This is a genomic window from Dactylosporangium darangshiense (genome assembly GCF_039537565.1).
In the GTDB taxonomy this organism is placed as follows: domain Bacteria; phylum Actinomycetota; class Actinomycetes; order Mycobacteriales; family Micromonosporaceae; genus Dactylosporangium; species Dactylosporangium darangshiense.
In genome coordinates this window covers 80,858-96,912 of the sequence record NZ_BAABAT010000043.1, presented here as the reverse complement: position 1 = coordinate 96,912, position 16,055 = coordinate 80,858, and the positions used below count along the sequence as shown (strand labels likewise).

The following is a 16,055-nucleotide window of genomic DNA, read 5'->3' as shown; positions in this document are numbered from 1 at the left end:
CCGTGTGGGGCGTACGCGACAGCGACTCCTGGCGCTCGAGCGAGAGCCCGCTGCTCTTCGACGGCGGCGGCAACAAGAAGGCCGCCTACACCTCGGTCCTCAACGCCCTCAACGCCGCCAACCCGACGACGTCGCCCACGGTCACGACCTCGCCGACCGGCGGCGGCACGTCGTCCCCGCCGCCGCAGAACGGCGGGCAGCGGATCGTCGGTTCGCAGTCGGGCCGGTGCATCGACGTGCCGAACGCGTCGCACAACAACGGCACGCGGGTCCAGCTCTACGACTGCAACGGCCAAACGAACCAGGCGTGGACGTACACCTCGAGCCGCCAGCTGCAGGTGTACGGCAACATGTGCCTCGACGCCGCAGGCTCCGGCAACGGCGCGGCGATCCAGATCTACAGCTGCAACGGCCAGACGAACCAGCAGTGGAACGTCAACTCCAACGGGAGCATCTCCGGCGTGCAGTCCGGGCGCTGCCTCGACGTCTGGGGCACCGGCAACGGGCAGCAGGTCCAGCTCTACGACTGCTGGGGCGGCGCCAACCAGCGGTTCAGCCTGAGCTGACGGGGGCGGTCCGGTGCCTGCCCGGGCATCGGACCGCGCCGCCGTCGACGGCACCCTCGCGCCGGGCGCGAGTCAAATGACAACGAGCCGCTGCGCGCGCTACCGCGCTTCTCCTGGACCCGATCTTGACGGTACCGCGTCGTTCAAGAAGCCGACTTGTTCAGGAAGGTGCGCAGCTTGCGCAGCGGCCACGTGTTGATGACCTCGTCTGCGGTGAGCCAGCCGCGCTGGGCGGTGCCGACGCCGTAGCGCAGGTTGGGCAGGTGCGTCGTCGCGTGCGCGTCGCTGTTGATGGCGAACCGCACGCCGTGCCGGCGGGCCTGGATGAGGTGCTCCGCCGACAGGTCGAGCCGTTCGGGCGAGGCGTTGAGCTCCAGCGCGGTGCCGGTGCGCGCGGCCGCCTCGTACACCACCTCGAGGTCGACGTCGTATGGCTGCCGGCGGCCGATGAGCCGGCCGGTCGGGTGACCGATGATGTTGACGTGCGGGTTCTCGCAGGCCCGCACGAACCGCCGGGTCATTTCCTTGCGCGACTGGTTGAAGTGCGAGTGCACCGACGCCACGCACAGGTCGAACCCGGCGAGAAACCCGGCCGGCCAGTCCACCTCGCCGTCCGGGTCGATGTTCAGCTCGGTGCCGTGCAGCAGTTGCAGCTTCGGGTGCTCGGCCGCGAGCGCCCGCAGTTCCTCGCGCTGGGCGAGCATCTTCTCGTCGGACATGCGCTGCATGAACAGGTTGGGCGCGTGGTCGGTGATCGCGAGGTAGGCGTAGCCGAGCCGCGCTGCCGCGCCGACCATCTCGGCGAGTGAGGCCACGCCGTCGGTGAGGTTCGTGTGCGTGTGCAGGTCGCCGCGGAGGTCCTTCGTCTGGATCAGGTCCGGCAGCTCACCGCTCAGGGCGGCCTCGATCTCGCCGCGGTCCTCGCGCAGCGGAGGCGGGATCCAGGGCAGGCCGAGCCGTTCGTACACCTCTTCCTCGGTCTCCGACACGATCAGGGTGTTCGTCGGCGCGTCGAACAGCCCGTACTCGGAAAGCTTGAGCTTGTGTCGCACGGCAATCTCGCGGGTGCGGATGTTGTGCGCCTTCGCGCCGGTGAAGTACTGCAATGCGGCGCCCCACGCGCTCGGCGGCACCACCCGCAGGTCGACCTGCAGGCCCGTCGCGGTGCGGATCGACGTCTTCGCCGCGCCATGGGCGATGACCTCGGCGACCAGCGGCAGCCCGACGAACGCGGCCATCAGCGCGTCGGACCGTTCCGCGGCGGCGAGGACGTCGACGTCGCCGATCGTCTCGCGCATCCGGCGCAGGGAGCCCGCGTACGTGCAGCGGACGCAACCGTCCACCGTGGACAGCGCGTCGACGACGTTCTCGGCAACCTCCATCGCCGCGTTCACCAGCAGCCGGTCCCCGGCGTGGTGCAGCAGCTCGATGCCGTGGCGCAGGTTGTCCTCGGTGCGGGCGCCGAATCCCTTGAGCCCCTGGAGCCGGCCCTCGTCGATCGCCGCGGACAGCTCCTCGACCGAGGAGACGTGCAGCTGCTCGTACAGGGTCATCGCGCGCTTCGGCCCAAGGGTGGGGATCTCGATCATGCGCCGGACACCGGCCGGGATCTTGGCGCGCAGCTCCTCGAGCGCGGCGAACGTCCCGCCGTCGTGGAAGTACTCGACGATCTTGTCCGCGATCGACGCGCCCACGTTCGGGATGCCCCGCAGCGTCTTCACGTCGGCTTTGGAGATGTCCTCCGGGTAGCCGGCGACGGAGCGCGCCGCCTTCTCGTAGACGCGCGCCTTGAACTGTTCATCACCCGTGATCGAGATGAGGTCGGCGTACTCCTGCAGGTGCGCCGCGACCTCCTCGTTGGGCCGAGCCATACACCCCAGGGTAGGTCAGCCGAGGGCGCGGTCGAGGTTGAACGCGGCGCTGATGAGCGCGAAGTGCGTGAAGGCCTGCGGGAAGTTCCCCTGTTGTTCACCGGTGCGGCCGATCTGCTCCGCGTACAGGCCAAGGTGGTTGGCGTAGGTGAGCATCTTCTCGAAGGCCAGCCGGGCCTCCTCGAGTCGCCCGGCCCGGGTGAGCGCTTCGACGTACCAGAACGAGCAGATCGAGAAGGTGCCCTCCTCCCCGCGGAGGCCATCCGGGCTGGTGGTGGGGTCGTAGCGGTACACCAGCGAGTCGGACACCAGCTCCGCGGCGAGCGCGTCGAGGGTGGCGAGCCATCTAGGGTCGGTGGGGGCGATGAACTTGGTCAGGGGCATCATCAGGACCGCGGCGTCGAGGACGTCGTTGTCCTCCTGCTGGACGAACGCCTGCCGGGTGGGCGACCAGCCGTGGCGCATGATGTGCCGGTAGATCGTGTCGCGGGTCCGCTGCCAGTGCAGGGTGTTCGCGGGCAGGCCGCGGTGGCTGGCCATTCGCATGGCCCGTTCGATCGCCACCCAGCACATCAGCCTCGAGTACAGGAAGTTCTTGCGCCCGCCGCGGGTTTCCCAGATGCCTTCGTCAGGCTGGTTCCAGTGCTCGCAGACCCAGTCCACCAGGCGGGAGATCGCATCCCAGTGGTCGCTGGAAATGGGCTGTCCCCACTTGTCGTAGAGGTAGACGGAGTCGATGAGCGCTCCGTAGATGTCGAGTTGCAGTTGGTCGGCGGCTGCGTTGCCGATGCGTACCGGGGAGGAGCCCTGGTATCCGTCCAGGTGGTTCAGCTCGCGTTCGGGCAGGTCGGTGCGGCCGTCAATGCCGTACATGATCTGCAGCGGCCCGGACGGACTGTCGTCATGCCGGGTGGTGCGATCGGCCAGGAAGGTCATGAAGGCTTCGGCCTCGCCGCTGAAGCCCAGTCGCAGCAAGGCGTACGCGCAGAAGGCAGCGTCGCGGATCCACACATACCGGTAGTCCCAGTTACGCTCGCCGCCGATCCGCTCCGGCAGGCTGGTCGTCGGCGCGGCCACGATCGCGCCGGTCGGGGCGTAGGTGAGCAACTTGAGGGTCAGCGCGGAGCGGTGGACGGTCTCGCGCCACCGGCCGCGGTAGCGGGAGGCGGACAGCCATCGCCGCCAGAACGCCACCGTGGTGGCGAACTCCTGCTCGGCCTCCGCCCTCGGGCATCCGCGCGGCGCGACGTCGTCGCCGACCCGGTCGAGCGCGAACACCGCGGATTCGCCTTCCAGGAGTTTGAACGTCGCCGTCGCGTCCAGGGCGTCGTGTTCGACCGGCACGGTGGCGGTCAGGGCGAGTGCAAGGTCGGCGGACTCGAAGCGGGTCTGGCCGGCTTGCCATCGGACGGTGTGCGGCTGCCTGGCGTAGTCGAACCGAGGTGCCACCCTTGCCCGGAACGGGATCACGCCGCGCACGCACAAGACGCGCCGGATGAGCCGGTGGCGGCCGACCTCGCCGGAGTCGCCGGTGATCGGCATGAAGTCCTGGACCTCACCCACGCCGTCCTCGGTGAAGAACCGGGTGATGAGCACGTTGGTGTCGGGGAAGTAGAACTGCTTGGTCGTCGCCGGCGCGTCGGCGGCCAGCTCGAACGACCCGCCTCGGTCGGCGTCGAGGATCGAGGCGAACACGCTCGGGGCGTCGAAGCAGGGACAGCAGTACCAGTCGATGGTACCGTCGGTGCCCACCAGGGCCACGGTTTGCAGGTTGCCGATCAGACCGTGCTCGGCGATCGGCAGGTAGCCAGAAGCCGCACCCAGCTGTCGCCCGCCGCTCATACGTGTTTACTTGCCCGTTCGGGGGCCTGGCTAACGACGGTGGGACGCCGTGATCAGCCGGGGCGCGACGTCAGCATGCCGTCCGCGGTGGCGTCGACCCGGGCGCCGTACCGGGTGCTGACCGAGTCGAGGACGGCGCGCAGCCACGCGGTGTCCTCGGGCGAAGCGCGATGCAGCCGCATGCGGCCGGCCTGCATCGGTGCCATCCGCAGGTCGATCAGCGCGCCGGTGGCGTCGACGCTGGCCAGGTACATCAGCCGTAGGTCGTCGCGGTACCCGGCGTAGCCCTTGATGCCTTCGTAGTCGTTGACGAGGTCGCCGCAGCCGTAGAGGACGAGCCGGTTGCGGTATATCTCGATCGGCCGTGGATGGTGCGAGGAGTGCCCGTGCACGATGTCGGCGCCCCCGTCGATCAACGCACGGGCGAAGCGCCGTTGCTGCTGCGGGATCTGGTAGCCCCAGTTGGACCCCCAATGGACGGAGGCGACCACGACGTCACCCGGTCGCTTCACCTGCCGTATCCCGCTGACGACCCGCGCGGCACCCTTCACGGGTAACTCGGGTACGAGGTCGACGCCCGGTCGGCTGCCAGTCGCGGCCCAGTGCGACGGAATGCCGCTGGACGCCATCCCGAAAGGAGAAGACAAGGACCCGGCGGTGGTCGACGGCGACGACAGCGGGCCGCCGCGCCTGGTCCGCGTCCAGGCCGGCGCCGGCCACCTGCAGCCCCGCCGCGCCCAGCGAGCCGACCGTCTCCCGAAGGCCGCGGCACCCGAAATCCAGCACGTGGTTGTTCGCCAGCGCGCACGCGTCGGGCCGGGCCGCGCCGAGGCAAGGCAGATTCGCAGGGCTCATCCGGTAGTGGATGCCCTTGCCCGGTTCGAAATCGTCGCTGCGGGTGACGCTGGTCTCCAGGTTCACGATACGGGCGTCGGGCGCGGCGTCGGCGAGGACGTCCAGTGCCTCGCCCCAGGGCCAGGCGAAGTCCACCGGGCGGGGAATCGGGCCGTTCGCCGCCTCTGCGAGGGCCACGTAGTCGCGTGCGTCGGTGACGTACCCCTCCCGCAGCGCCGGGTCGCCGGGGTGCGGCAGGATTTGGTCGATGCCGCGACCCAGCATCACGTCGCCGCACAGGAACACCTTCAATGTGTCCACGATCGCCTCACAGGGCACGGGTCAGAGCTTGTAGCCGATGTGGCGGAGCAGGCTGCGGCGTTCGGCGACGTCGGCCTCGGTCTCCACGCCGACCGGCGGTTCGCCGTCGACGACGCCGATGATCCCGCGGCCGCGCCGGGTCACCGCCACGAGCACCTCGACCGGGTTCGCTGTCGCGCAGACGACGTTGCAGACCTCCGGCACGGCCTTGAGCGGGTTGAGGACATTGATCGGGAAGCCCTCACGCAGCAGCGCCACGAACGCGTGGCCCGCTCCGATCGCACTGGCGATGCCGGTGGCGCGGGCCACGAGATCGTCATCGTTGCCGGAGCGGCGGATCAGGCGAGCGCCCGACGCCTCGCAGAAGGCCACGCCGAAACGGAGATGCGGGCCGACCCCCACCAACGCCTCGTGCAGGTCGTCCACGGTCTTGATGAAGTGCGCCTGACCGATGACGATGTTGGTACCGTCGGGGATCTCGACGCTGACGACCTCGACCGGCACGGTCATCTCGACCATCGCGTCCTCCTCACGGGCTCGGCGACCACGTGGATCGCAACCGGCCCCGCGTCACCGGAACCCCCACCACACCAACTGCTTCAAGTGTGACGCGGCGACCGCTGGACAACGGAACCCGCAGGGGCCTGCGATGCCTGGGTCAGGCCCGCTCGTAGGTCAGGCAGTCGCTGGCCGTGGCGCCCGGGCCGACCTGGACGGAGGGCGCCGCGCAGGCCAGGTTGGTGTTGTGGACACAGTCAGTGCGGGCGCACGCGCCGATGCTGCCGGTGATCTCCGCGATCCCGCCGCGCTCCGACGACTCGACGAAGGTCGCGCAGGACGCCGCCGTGCCGGCCGCCGCGACCGTCACGGCCGGGGCGTGACAACCACCGTCGTTGAAACTGCACGTGACGGCGGCGCATTCTCGCACGGCGGGCATCTGCAAAAGCGTCTTCATGGTTCCCCCTCATTGTTCTCACCTCGGATCGACCGAGGCGCGATCGAGTTCAAGAATAGTTAGGAAATGGCCCGGCGTTCGGTAGTTCCTGGGTTACGCAAGATGGCTGAGGGTGGCATCTCACCTGTTTCACCTTTGGTGACCGGATGCTGCGAAATTCTCGAGGAAATCGCTGTAGCGTCTCGGGCCCGAAGGTAAGGCTATGCTTTGTTTTTGTGCGGTCGGAAACGTAACAAACGGCCGTACCACCTGGTCACCGTCGCCGCTGTGCGGGCTCTCGCGTTACCAGCACCGCGGCGATGAGTGCGACCACGCCCACGCACACGGCGAAGACAACGCCCGCGGTCTGCAGCCCCGCGGCCTGCGCGAGCACGCCGACGCCGACGACCGGCACGGAGATCGCGACGTACAGCACGACGAACAACGCCGAGGTGATCTCTCCGCGCCGTTGCGGCTCGCTTTGCTCGCTCACCATGGTGACGGCCGCACGGAATCCCATTCCCTGGCCGATGCCGGTGACAACGGCCCCCACGACCAGCAGGAGCAGCGAGCCTGCGAGCATGGCCGCCGCGACCAGGATCATGCCGCCGGTGAGGACGACGCAGCCGGCCGCCAGCGCCCGGCGGCCGCGGACCCGCACCGTGGTGATCTGGCCGGCTGCCGAGGCGGCGAACAGCACGAAGACCACCAGCCCGGACAGCGCGATGTTGTTCTCGCCGAGCAGTTGTGCCATGAAGGTCGGGGAGACGGCCGTGAACAGGCCCAGGGTCGCGAACCCGGCGAAGCCGGCGATGGCCGCGGGCACGAAGGCGCCGCGCGCCGACCGGGGAACGCGGACGGTCTGCGGGCGCAGCCGCACCGGACTCGACACCCGCACAGTTTCCGGCAGCAGCCGCACCAGCACGCCGACGACCGCCAGCAGACCGAGGTCGACGGCGAAGGGCGTCCACAGCGGTCGCTGGGCGTACTGGGCGAGAATCCCGGCCAGCAGCGGGCCGCAGCCGAGCCCGCCCATGTTGGCGACGGTGGCGACGAGCGGCGCGGCGCTGCTGTGCCTGGGCGGGGCCAGTTCGACGATCGCGGCGGTCGCCGTTCCGGTGATGACGCCCGCGGAGAGACCCGAGAGCACCCGCCCTACGAACAGCAGTGGGAGTCCCCCGGCGAGCAGGAACGCGACCGCGCTCAGCGCGGACAGCAGGACGGCTGCCAGCAACATCGGGCGCCGGCCCACCTGGTCCGACCACCGGCCGCAGACCAGCAGCGCGGCGATCACCCCGACGGCGTACGTCGCGAAGACGACGGTCGTCGTGACGCTGCCGAACCCGAACCGGTGCTGGTACAGCCGATACAGGGGCGTGGGAAGCGTGGTCCCCACCATGGTCACCGCGAAGACTGCCGCCGCCGCCAGTAAGGGCCATATGCGACCGTTCGCAGGCTGGTCGGCCCGGGCCGTGATCGTCGGCATGTCGTCGCCATCCTTCCTCGCGGGCCCAAGGTGCGCACTCCACCCGGCGGTCCTCCGTCATCCGGGAGCCTGGCTGGGGCGGCTGCGAGGGCCCGACCCTAGACCTGACCTCGGCGTGGTCGCATCACCGGGCGGCCGCGCAACAGGCCCACCACGACCGCGACGAGCGCCACGGCGTAGCCGATCCGCTGGCCGTCGTGGGTGGCGAGGCCGACCTGCGGGGCGAACTGCGCCAGGTATGCCGCGACGGCGAGGGCGAACCAGGCCGTCGACGCGCCGTACGCAACGAGCATGACCAGCACCATCGCGTACCACGGGTAGGTCGGCGCGGTGACCAGCAGCGCCGCGCCCACCATCGCGGCGCCGGCCCGCCACGGCTCGTCTTCCTCGACGGTCCGCAGGACGACCACCGCCACGGTGGCCAGGACCACGACCGCGACCGGGCGCACGAGGTGGTCGGGCAGCACCAGGTCGAGCAGGGCGAAGCGAGAGCCGTCGGCGTACCCCTCCTCGTGCAGGTAGCCCGGCAGGTAGCCCAGGACGCCGGGGCCGACGGCCAGCACGTGCGGCAGGTAGACGGCGCAGAGTGCCCCGGCCACGCCGAGCCCGACGGCGACGGGCCGGCGCCGCGCCAATACCGGTGCGAGCAGCGCGGGGGTCAGTTTGGTGGCGACCGCCAGCCCAAGGGCGGCACCGCCGAGCGCCGCCGCTCCCCCGGTCCGGGCCCGGGTCAGCACCAGTACCGCGACCGCCGTGAAGGCGACCGCGACCACCTCCACGTGCGCGTTGTTTCCGGCCTCCAACGCGACCAGCGGGCACCAGGCCCACAGCACCGCCCGGCGGGGGTCGCGGCCGAGCAGACGCAGCCCGTACCAAAGAAAGGCACCGAGCCCGAACGCGAACCCGGCCATCGTCAGCTGCATCGGCCGTTCCCGGCTGCCGGCGGGTGTCACGGCCGTCACGCCGGCGAAGACGGCCTCGGCGACGGGCGGGTAGATCGTCGGCACCTCGGGCCGGTTGATCAGCGTGCAGCCGCCGGGAACGCACCAGTTCGAGGCGGCCGGCCAGAGGAAGTCGTCGCGGAGCTGCGCAAGCTGCGGTGCGGCGGGCGGATACCGGTACGGGTCGGTGCCGGTGAGCTGGACGCGGCCGTCCCAGATGTAGCGGTACATGTCGTCACTGCTGTTCGGCGGGTGCAGCGCGGCGCTGAGTGGCAGCGCGGCACCACCGAGCAGGACCAGTGTGAGCGCGGTCCGGCGGTGAAGGCCGAGCACCAGGCGGGCGCCGACCGCGAACGGCAACCACATCAGCAAATACCATCGGCCCGGCAGCAACAGCAGGGCCGGCATGGCGACGAGGCAGGCCGACGCCGTGAGCAGCCGGGTCACGGTCCGCCCCGGCCGGGATCGTCATGCCGGGCGCGAGATGCCCCGAACGCGAGGGTGGTCAGAGTGTCAGGCGAGCGGACCATCGGTCGGCCTCCGTCCGTTCGGCCCGCGTGCCGGCCGGCACCATCGTGGTCACCGCCCGGGCGAACCGGCCGTTCGGGCATGCGGCGGCAACCTCGGCCGCGTCGGCCGCGGTATCGACGTCCCGCAGCACGGGGAGGGCCGCCACCCGTAGGCCCAGCCCCACGAACGCTGCGCGCGTGCACTCGCCGGTCTCCCGGGTCGACATCGGGATGCCGGCGAGGACATGGGCCGCCGCGGGGTCGCGCAGGCCGAGTGCCCACCAGCCGCCGTCGTCCGCCGGGCCGAGTACCGCCTCCGCGTCGGCGAGAGCGTGCGCGGCGGCGACGAGGTGGCCGCGGTACAACTGCGGCGTGTCCATGCCGACGAGCAGGGCGGCGACGCCGGGCAGCGCCGTGTCCGCATAGGCGGCCGCCAACCGTTCACCGAGACCGTCGCCGCGCTGGTGGCGGCGACGCCAGCCCGGCGGCGCCGGTAGCGGGCCGTCGGCCACCAGGGTCCGGGCGATCGCCGGCGCCGCGGACAGGACGTCGACGGTGTCGGCGATCGCGGCGGCCGCGATCGCCGCCGCCTGCTCGGGTGTCCACGGTGGACAGAGTCGGGTCTTGACACAGCCGGGGACCGGCGCCTTGGCGAACAGCAGCAGCTGCACCGGGTACGCGGTCATCCGGCGAGCACCCTGCGCATGTCGCGGACCGCCCGGGCGGTGCCACGCACCGTGCCGGTCACCTTCGACCGCCCACCCGCGGTCCGCGGCGCGTAGTCGACGTCGACCTCGCCGATGCGCCAGCCGGCCGCGGCCGCCCGGACCACCATCTCCAGCGGGTACCCGAACCGTCGGTCGGTCAGGTCGAGCGCCAGCAGTGCCTCCCGCCGGGCGGCGCGCATCGGGCCCAGGTCATGGACCCGGACGCCGGCGGCCCGCCGGAGCCGCCAGGCCACGACGGCGTTGCCGAGCCGCCCGTGCACCGGCCATGCGCGCCGGGTCGTCGGGCGGCGCCGGCCGAGCAGCAGGTCCTGCGCTCCAGCCGCGACCGGCTCCGCCACCCGCGGCAGCTGCGCCGGGTCGAACGAACCGTCGGCGTCCATGAAGCAGACGACGTCGCCCGTCGCGGCGGTCAGCCCGGCGTGCGCGGCCGCGCCGAAGCCTTGCGGCGTCGCGTGGACGACCGTCGCACCGTGCGCCGCGGCGATCGACGTCGAGCCGTCGGTCGATCCGTTGTCGGCCACGATCGGACGGTAGCCGTCGGGCAGCCGGGACAGGACCCAGGGCAGCGCCGCGGCCTCGTTGAGGCACGGCAACACGACATCAGGCACGTCCCGACGCTACCCACGGCTGCGGCGCAAGATCGTACAAGCGACGAATGAGTACGTACCAACCACGAAATCGCCCGGTGCCTACCCCGACCGGCACATAGCGTAAAGGCGTGCGGATCCTGATCACCGGCGGCGCCGGGTTCATCGGCCGGCACGTCGTGGACAAGCTCCGCGACGCCGGGCAGGACACTGTGGTGCTCGACCTGCTGCACCCGGCCGCGCACCGCCGCTCCGCCATCGATGACGTCGACGGGTCCGTCGTCCGCACCGACGTACGGGACGCCGCCGCCGTCGCTACCGCGCTCGCCCGCGTCGACGTCGTAGTGCACCAGGCCGCGATGGTTGGCATGGGCGCCGACCTCGCCGACCTGCCCGAGTACGTCGGCTGCAACGACCTCGGCACCGCCGTCCTGCTGGCCGCCATGGCCCGCGCCGGCGTCGCCCGGCTCGTGCTGGCCAGCTCGATGGTCGTCTACGGCGAGGGCGCCTACACCTGCCCCCAGCACGGCTCCGCCCGCCCGGCCACCCGCGCAGCCGCCGCGCTCGCCGCCGGTCGGTTCGAGGCGTGCTGCCCGCACTGCGCCGCCGCCATGTACCCCGGCGAGGTCGATGAGGACGCACCGCTGCAGCCGCGCAGCGTCTACGCGGCGACCAAGGTCGCGCAGGAGCACCTCGCATCGGCCTGGGCCGCCGCCTGCGGCGGAAGCGTCGTGGCCCTGCGGTACCACAACGTGTACGGCCCCGGCATGCCGCGCGACACCCCGTACAGCGGTGTCGCAGCGATCTTCCGGTCGGCCCTCGAAGCGGGCCGACCGCCCAGGGTCTTCGAGGACGGCGCGCAGCGGCGGGACTTCGTCCACGTCGCCGACGTCGCCGAGGCCAACCTGCTCGCCATCGCGGCGACGGGATCCGGCGAGGGCTTCCGCCCGTACAACATCGCCTCCGGCACACCGACGACGGTGGGCACCATGGCGGCGACCTTGGCCGACGCGATGCATGGCCCCGCACCCGTCGTCACCGGCGAATACCGGGCCGGCGACGTGCGGCACGTCGTCGGGTCCACGCTGCGCGCCCGGCGCGACCTGGGTTACGTCGCCCGGACCGAGCTCAGCGACGGGATGCGCGACTTCGCCGTCGCGCCGTTGCGATCCTGACGCCTGCCCGGTGCGACCCGTTTGCGACCGCGGTCACTCGTCATCGCCGCTTGCCGAGCCGGTGGCCCGGCGGGCACGGCGCAGCGACAGAGCGAAGGCGAACGCTGCCGCGCCGTACAGCAGACCGGTGATCGCCAGCCAGCGACCGAGGTAGCCGCCGGGTGACAGCCCGGTGGTGACCTCAAATGCGGGCACGATCCCGAAGATCAGCGGGAACCAGGCGAGCAGGAGCAGTCCGGACAGGAACGTCGGGACGCGCACGTAGTTGATCCACGGAACTGCCGGCAGGTCGGCGGCGCGATGGCCCAGCACCAATTGGGCCGACCGGTCAGCGAGGGCGTACAGCGGGAACAGGATGAGGTCGTGCGCGATTGCTGCACCGACGAACCACACGGCAACGCCAACGGGTTGGACGGCGAACAGTCGCACGGCTGCGTAGCCGGCCAGCGCGACGGAGCAGAGCAGCGCGAGCAGGTGCAGCGGATTCGCGCCGTACCAACGGATGAAACGCGCCACGGTCAGGCCCGAAAGGTCAGTCCGGCCACCCACTTGGTGTTGTGCACACCGGGGTTGGCCGGGACGATGATCCGGGCGGGGTAGCCGTGGTCGAGCGAGAGCTCGGCGCCGTTCACGTGGAGGGCGAGCAGCGACCGCGGGTCGCGGATCTGGTTGTCGCGCAGGACCACGGACCGGAAGGACCCGGTCTTCTGTACGGATTCCACCAGGACATTCGCCGCGTCCGGCAGGCCGACGAGGGCGGCCAGGTCGGCAAGCCGGACGCCGCTCCAGTGCTGATCCTCGGTGGACCATCCTTCGACGCAGGCGATCGGCAGTGCGGCGGTGTGCCGCGGCAACTCCAGCACCTGCTCCCGGGTCAGCCGCAGTTCGCGGTCGCCACCCCGCACGACCAGCCGCCACGCTGCGCCGACGTCCGCAGCGGTGACGCCGACGGCAGCCGCCGTCTTGTTGATCTGGAAGCCGTTGGGGCCGGTGCCGGGGTTGCGGTTGCGGGGAGCCAGTAACGCCGTGTACCGCGCCCAGCCGCCGAGGCTCTGTCCGGCCGTGACCGCGAGCAACGCCAGAGACCCGGCGCCGACCAGCGCCACCGCACCCCGCCGCGTCATCGTCGGTGCGGCCGGTTCGGCCGGCACCAGGCCGTCGGGGTCCGGAGGCTCCGGCCGGGTGTGCGCCAGGTCGGTGCGCAGTTCGTCGCGGAGTCCGCGGGAGCGTAGGGCGCTGGTCATCCGACCGAGTCGCAGGACCACGTGGGCGACGAACGCGGCGATGAACACCCACGCGCCGTAGAAGTGCAGGCTGTAGAAGGAGCCGGGAAAGACGTAGAACACCTGGATGTTGAGCAGCCCCGTGACGAACTCGAAGATCGCGCCACCCACCAGCAGCAGTAGCGACAGCCTTTCCAGCGCCTGCGCGGGACTGCGCACGGGTGGCCAGTCGAACAGCTTCGGGATGACCGACCACAGCTTGGCCAGCAGCACCGGAATGAGCGCCACGCCGAGGGTGACGTGGACTCCCTGGGTGAGCCGATACAGCCACGCCGGATGCGTCGGCCAGTCGAACAGGTAGAACCCCAGCAACCCCTTGTCCGGCGTGGTGTCGTTGCCCAGATCCGGGTTGTAGGCGGCGTAGGACAGCAGACCTGTCACGAACACCACCGCGACACCGACCAGCAGCACCAGGCCGAACACCGAGGTCAGCCAAGGACCACGAATCGGACTGCGCCAGAACCCGCGACGGAACGGACCTGGTGGCGTAGTACCACCGACAAGGTGGCGTCCGGGGCGCCCCGCCGCACCGGGACTACGCTGATCCCCGGCCAATCCCGCTCCTCTGCTCGGAGGCATGTTGCCGGCAGGGACTGCCCGCTCGGCCTGCTGGCAAACCTGGTCTCGCGCTCTGCACGCTCCAGCACGTACCGATGCCGGTTCACCTTCGGCTGACCCAGCCGCGCCACGACGCCCGATCTCCATGGAAACCGGGGGGTTCCCGCCGTCCTCCGTCGGGGTTCGCCAACAGCAGCGCGTGTTGCAGGTCGAACTCGCGTTGGATGCGGTGCAGCACGTCGGTGCTGATCGCGCCCTCGCGGTGCAGCCGCAGGAGGGTGTGCCGCTGTACGTCGACGAGCTCGAGCGACGCGGCACGCTCGGCCCGCTGCCGGTGGGCGGCGTCCTGCAGTACGCCCGCCCGGTTGGCCAGCTCGTCGCGGCGGTACCGGTACACGTCCTCGAGCCGCCCGACCGTGCGCTGGTCGAGGCCGTCGCGTAGGACCAGCTGCTCGAGGTGCACCATGGCGGCCTCGGTCGCGGTCAGCCTGGCCCGTGCCTCGGCGTCGCCATCCCCGCCGTCGGTGCGGGCGACCCGGGTGGCCCGGATGAGTATCGGCAGCGTGATCCCGGGGACGACAAGGGTGGCGAGGACGACGCCGAAGGCGAGGAGGATGACCGCCTCCCGGTCTGGAAACGGGGCGCCGGACGCGGTGTGCACCGGCAGCGCGAGGGCGACCGCGAGGGACACCGCGCCGCGCATGCCGCTCCACCCGACCACGAGCCGTTCGGCACGGGGCAGCATGTGCGGTACCAGCAGCATCCACGCGACGCGGGTGAGCACGACAACCGCGGCAAGCAGCGCCGCGACGACGACGATGTCGACCGCGCGGAAGTCGGTGAGCGCGGCGAGCATCGGACGCAGCTGCAGGCCGAGCAGCAGGAACAGGGCGGCGCTGAGCAGGTACACGATCATCTGCCAGACGGGCTTGCCGAGCAGCCGGCTGGCCGGGGTGGCGACGGCCGGGATGCGCCAGCCGAGATACAGGCCGCAGACGAGGGAGCCCAGGACGCCCGAGAAACCGAAGTGCTCGGCCGCGTGGTACGCCGCGTAGGCGCCGAAGATCGTCAGCGTCACCCCGACCACCGGGTCGCTGGTGCGGGCGCGCAGCTCGCCGACGAGCCAGCCGGCGCCGAGCCCCACGAGGACGCCGCCGGCGGTGCCGACGGTGAACTGCTCGAGGGCGCGGCCGGCGTCGAACGACCCGGTGCCGGCCACCACCGCCGCGACCGTGACCCGGAACAGCACCAGGGCGGTGGCGTCGTTGAACAGGCCCTCACCCTCGAGCAGCGTGATGACCCGCCGGGGTACCCCCAGCCGCGACGCGATCGCGGTCGCGGCGAGCGAGTCGGTCGGCGACAAGATCGCGCCGAGGGCGAGTGCGACCGGCCAGGACAGCCCGGCGACATAATGGCCCGCGGCGGCGACGGCGGCGGCCGTCACCAGCACCAGGCCGAAGCACAGCAATGCGATCGGCCGGAAATGCCTGCGCAGCTCGCGCGGGGTGCTGTAGTAGCCGGCGTGGTACAGCAGGGGCGGGAGGAATACCTGCAGCACCACCTCCGGCGACAGGCGCACCTGGGTCATGCCCGGCACGAACCCGATCGCCATCCCGCCGAGGACCAGCAGGATCGGGTACGGCACGGCGATGCGCAGCGACAGCGCATACAGGCCGATCGCCGCCAGAAGCAGAGCCAGCAGGGAAAACGCGGCACCGTTCATGGTCTTGCGAACGGTACCCGGGCTCGCTGCTCCACCGCGAGGACTACTGGGCGTGACCTCCACCTGACTGCGGTCACCGTTGCCACATCGCCGTAGCGGCGATGTGGCACGACAGCGACCGGTCAGGCGGCGTGGTGGAGTACAGCCTGGCGGACCGCTGGCGGTACTCAGTTCATTGGTTAGCGTGACGTATTCCCCCACCGGCCCCGTTGGCGGCGCCCCGGCCGAATCTCGCAGCGCCCGGCCACGGCGCTGGTACGTCATCGCGGCGCTGGCGGTACTACTGGTTGGCGGCGGGACCGCGGGCGCGATCGCCCTTACCGGCGCCAGCAGCTCGCTGCCGGCCGCCGCGGCGAGCCCGAGCGGGACCGACGTGTCGCCCACCACCGGTCGCACGCTCAGCCCGGACCCCGGGCCCACCAGCTCGCCGAGCCCGACCCCGCCGGCCGGGCCGACGTACCGCGTGGACGCTGACCTATGCGGCAAGATTGCGTTCGGTTCGCTCGGCGACTGGGCTCCGCACCGGCCCAGCCTGACGTACGGGCATCCGGAGACGCACCGGGACGCGAGCTCAACCGAGGTGGGCTGCTACTTCAACGTCACCGGCGGAACTCGGCTCGTCGAGGTCGACGTGAGCTTCCGGGTCTACCCGTCGGTCAACGCCGCAGTCCGGGTACGCCGGGGTCACCGAGACGCC

The 16,055-nt window shown here is 71.2% G+C and carries 13 protein-coding genes and 1 pseudogene; 2 read left to right on the top strand and 12 right to left on the bottom strand.

Annotated features, from left to right (window positions below):
• The coding region (locus ABD901_RS45955; protein WP_345137959.1) for an RICIN domain-containing protein at positions 1 to 566 on the top strand (566 nt) is incomplete at its 5' end.
• 143 nt (positions 567 to 709) lie between these two features.
• On the opposite strand, the gene polX is transcribed toward ABD901_RS45955, so the two are convergent.
• From polX to ABD901_RS45910, 9 genes and pseudogenes are all read right to left on the bottom strand, one after another.
• Positions 710 to 2,437, bottom strand: coding sequence for a DNA polymerase/3'-5' exonuclease PolX (gene polX, locus ABD901_RS45950; protein WP_345137958.1), 1,728 nt, complete (start codon positions 2,435 to 2,437; stop codon positions 710 to 712).
• A gap of 15 nt (positions 2,438 to 2,452) precedes the next feature.
• A complete protein-coding gene (locus tag ABD901_RS45945; protein ID WP_345137956.1) occupies positions 2,453 to 4,279 on the bottom strand; it encodes a glycoside hydrolase family 15 protein in 1,827 nt (608 codons plus the stop codon).
• Positions 4,280 to 4,332: 53 nt separating this feature from the next.
• Positions 4,333 to 5,398, bottom strand: a pseudogene (locus ABD901_RS45940) (CapA family protein).
• A 57-nt stretch (positions 5,399 to 5,455) separates the two neighbouring features.
• Positions 5,456 to 5,953: an adenosine-specific kinase gene (locus ABD901_RS45935; protein WP_345137955.1), complete on the bottom strand. Its 498-nt coding sequence runs from the start codon at positions 5,951 to 5,953 to the stop codon at positions 5,456 to 5,458.
• 139 nt (positions 5,954 to 6,092) lie between these two features.
• Entirely contained in the window at positions 6,093 to 6,389 is a 297-nt protein-coding gene (locus tag ABD901_RS45930; protein WP_345137954.1) for a DUF1540 domain-containing protein, read from the bottom strand.
• A gap of 253 nt (positions 6,390 to 6,642) precedes the next feature.
• Entirely contained in the window at positions 6,643 to 7,773 is a 1,131-nt protein-coding gene (locus ABD901_RS45925; protein WP_345137952.1) for an MFS transporter, read from the bottom strand.
• A 179-nt stretch (positions 7,774 to 7,952) separates the two neighbouring features.
• Positions 7,953 to 9,242, bottom strand: coding sequence for a glycosyltransferase 87 family protein (locus tag ABD901_RS45920; protein ID WP_345137950.1), 1,290 nt, complete (start codon positions 9,240 to 9,242; stop codon positions 7,953 to 7,955).
• 58 nt (positions 9,243 to 9,300) lie between these two features.
• On the bottom strand, positions 9,301 to 9,990 hold the full coding sequence (locus ABD901_RS45915) for a TIGR04282 family arsenosugar biosynthesis glycosyltransferase (RefSeq protein WP_345137948.1): 690 nt from the start codon (positions 9,988 to 9,990) through the stop codon (positions 9,301 to 9,303).
• Complete coding sequence (locus ABD901_RS45910; RefSeq protein WP_345137946.1) at positions 9,987 to 10,640, bottom strand: glycosyltransferase family 2 protein; 654 nt, start codon at positions 10,638 to 10,640, stop codon at positions 9,987 to 9,989. Before ABD901_RS45910 ends, ABD901_RS45915 begins: the two co-directional genes overlap by 4 nt.
• 110 nt (positions 10,641 to 10,750) lie before the next feature.
• Here ABD901_RS45910 and ABD901_RS45905 point away from each other — a divergent pair, with 110 nt between their 5' ends.
• Positions 10,751 to 11,794, top strand: a complete 1,044-nt coding sequence (locus tag ABD901_RS45905; RefSeq protein ID WP_345137944.1) for an NAD-dependent epimerase/dehydratase family protein — start codon at positions 10,751 to 10,753, stop codon at positions 11,792 to 11,794.
• A gap of 33 nt (positions 11,795 to 11,827) precedes the next feature.
• Here the strand turns inward: ABD901_RS45905 and ABD901_RS45900 are convergent, their stop codons facing one another.
• The 3 genes from ABD901_RS45900 to ABD901_RS45890 form a co-directional block, all read right to left on the bottom strand.
• Positions 11,828 to 12,310, bottom strand: coding sequence for a hypothetical protein (locus ABD901_RS45900; protein ID WP_345137942.1), 483 nt, complete (start codon positions 12,308 to 12,310; stop codon positions 11,828 to 11,830).
• A 2-nt stretch (positions 12,311 to 12,312) separates the two neighbouring features.
• Positions 12,313 to 13,500, bottom strand: coding sequence for a molybdopterin-dependent oxidoreductase (locus ABD901_RS45895; protein WP_345137940.1), 1,188 nt, complete (start codon positions 13,498 to 13,500; stop codon positions 12,313 to 12,315).
• 238 nt (positions 13,501 to 13,738) lie between these two features.
• Positions 13,739 to 15,358 carry a Na+/H+ antiporter gene (locus ABD901_RS45890; protein ID WP_345137938.1) on the bottom strand — a complete coding sequence of 540 codons (1,620 nt, stop codon included), beginning with the start codon at positions 15,356 to 15,358 and terminating at the stop codon, positions 13,739 to 13,741.
• Positions 15,359 to 16,055 lie beyond the last annotated feature (697 nt).

Coding starts and splice junctions, on each gene's coding strand:
- polX (WP_345137958.1), bottom strand. CDS start 2,437: ATGGCTCGGCCCAACGAGGAGGTCGCGGCGCACCTGCAGGAGTACGCC.
- ABD901_RS45945 (WP_345137956.1), bottom strand. CDS start 4,279: ATGAGCGGCGGGCGACAGCTGGGTGCGGCTTCTGGCTACCTGCCGATC.
- ABD901_RS45935 (WP_345137955.1), bottom strand. CDS start 5,953: ATGGTCGAGATGACCGTGCCGGTCGAGGTCGTCAGCGTCGAGATCCCC.
- ABD901_RS45930 (WP_345137954.1), bottom strand. CDS start 6,389: ATGAAGACGCTTTTGCAGATGCCCGCCGTGCGAGAATGCGCCGCCGTC.
- ABD901_RS45915 (WP_345137948.1), bottom strand. CDS start 9,990: ATGACCGCGTACCCGGTGCAGCTGCTGCTGTTCGCCAAGGCGCCGGTC.
- ABD901_RS45890 (WP_345137938.1), bottom strand. CDS start 15,358: ATGAACGGTGCCGCGTTTTCCCTGCTGGCTCTGCTTCTGGCGGCGATC.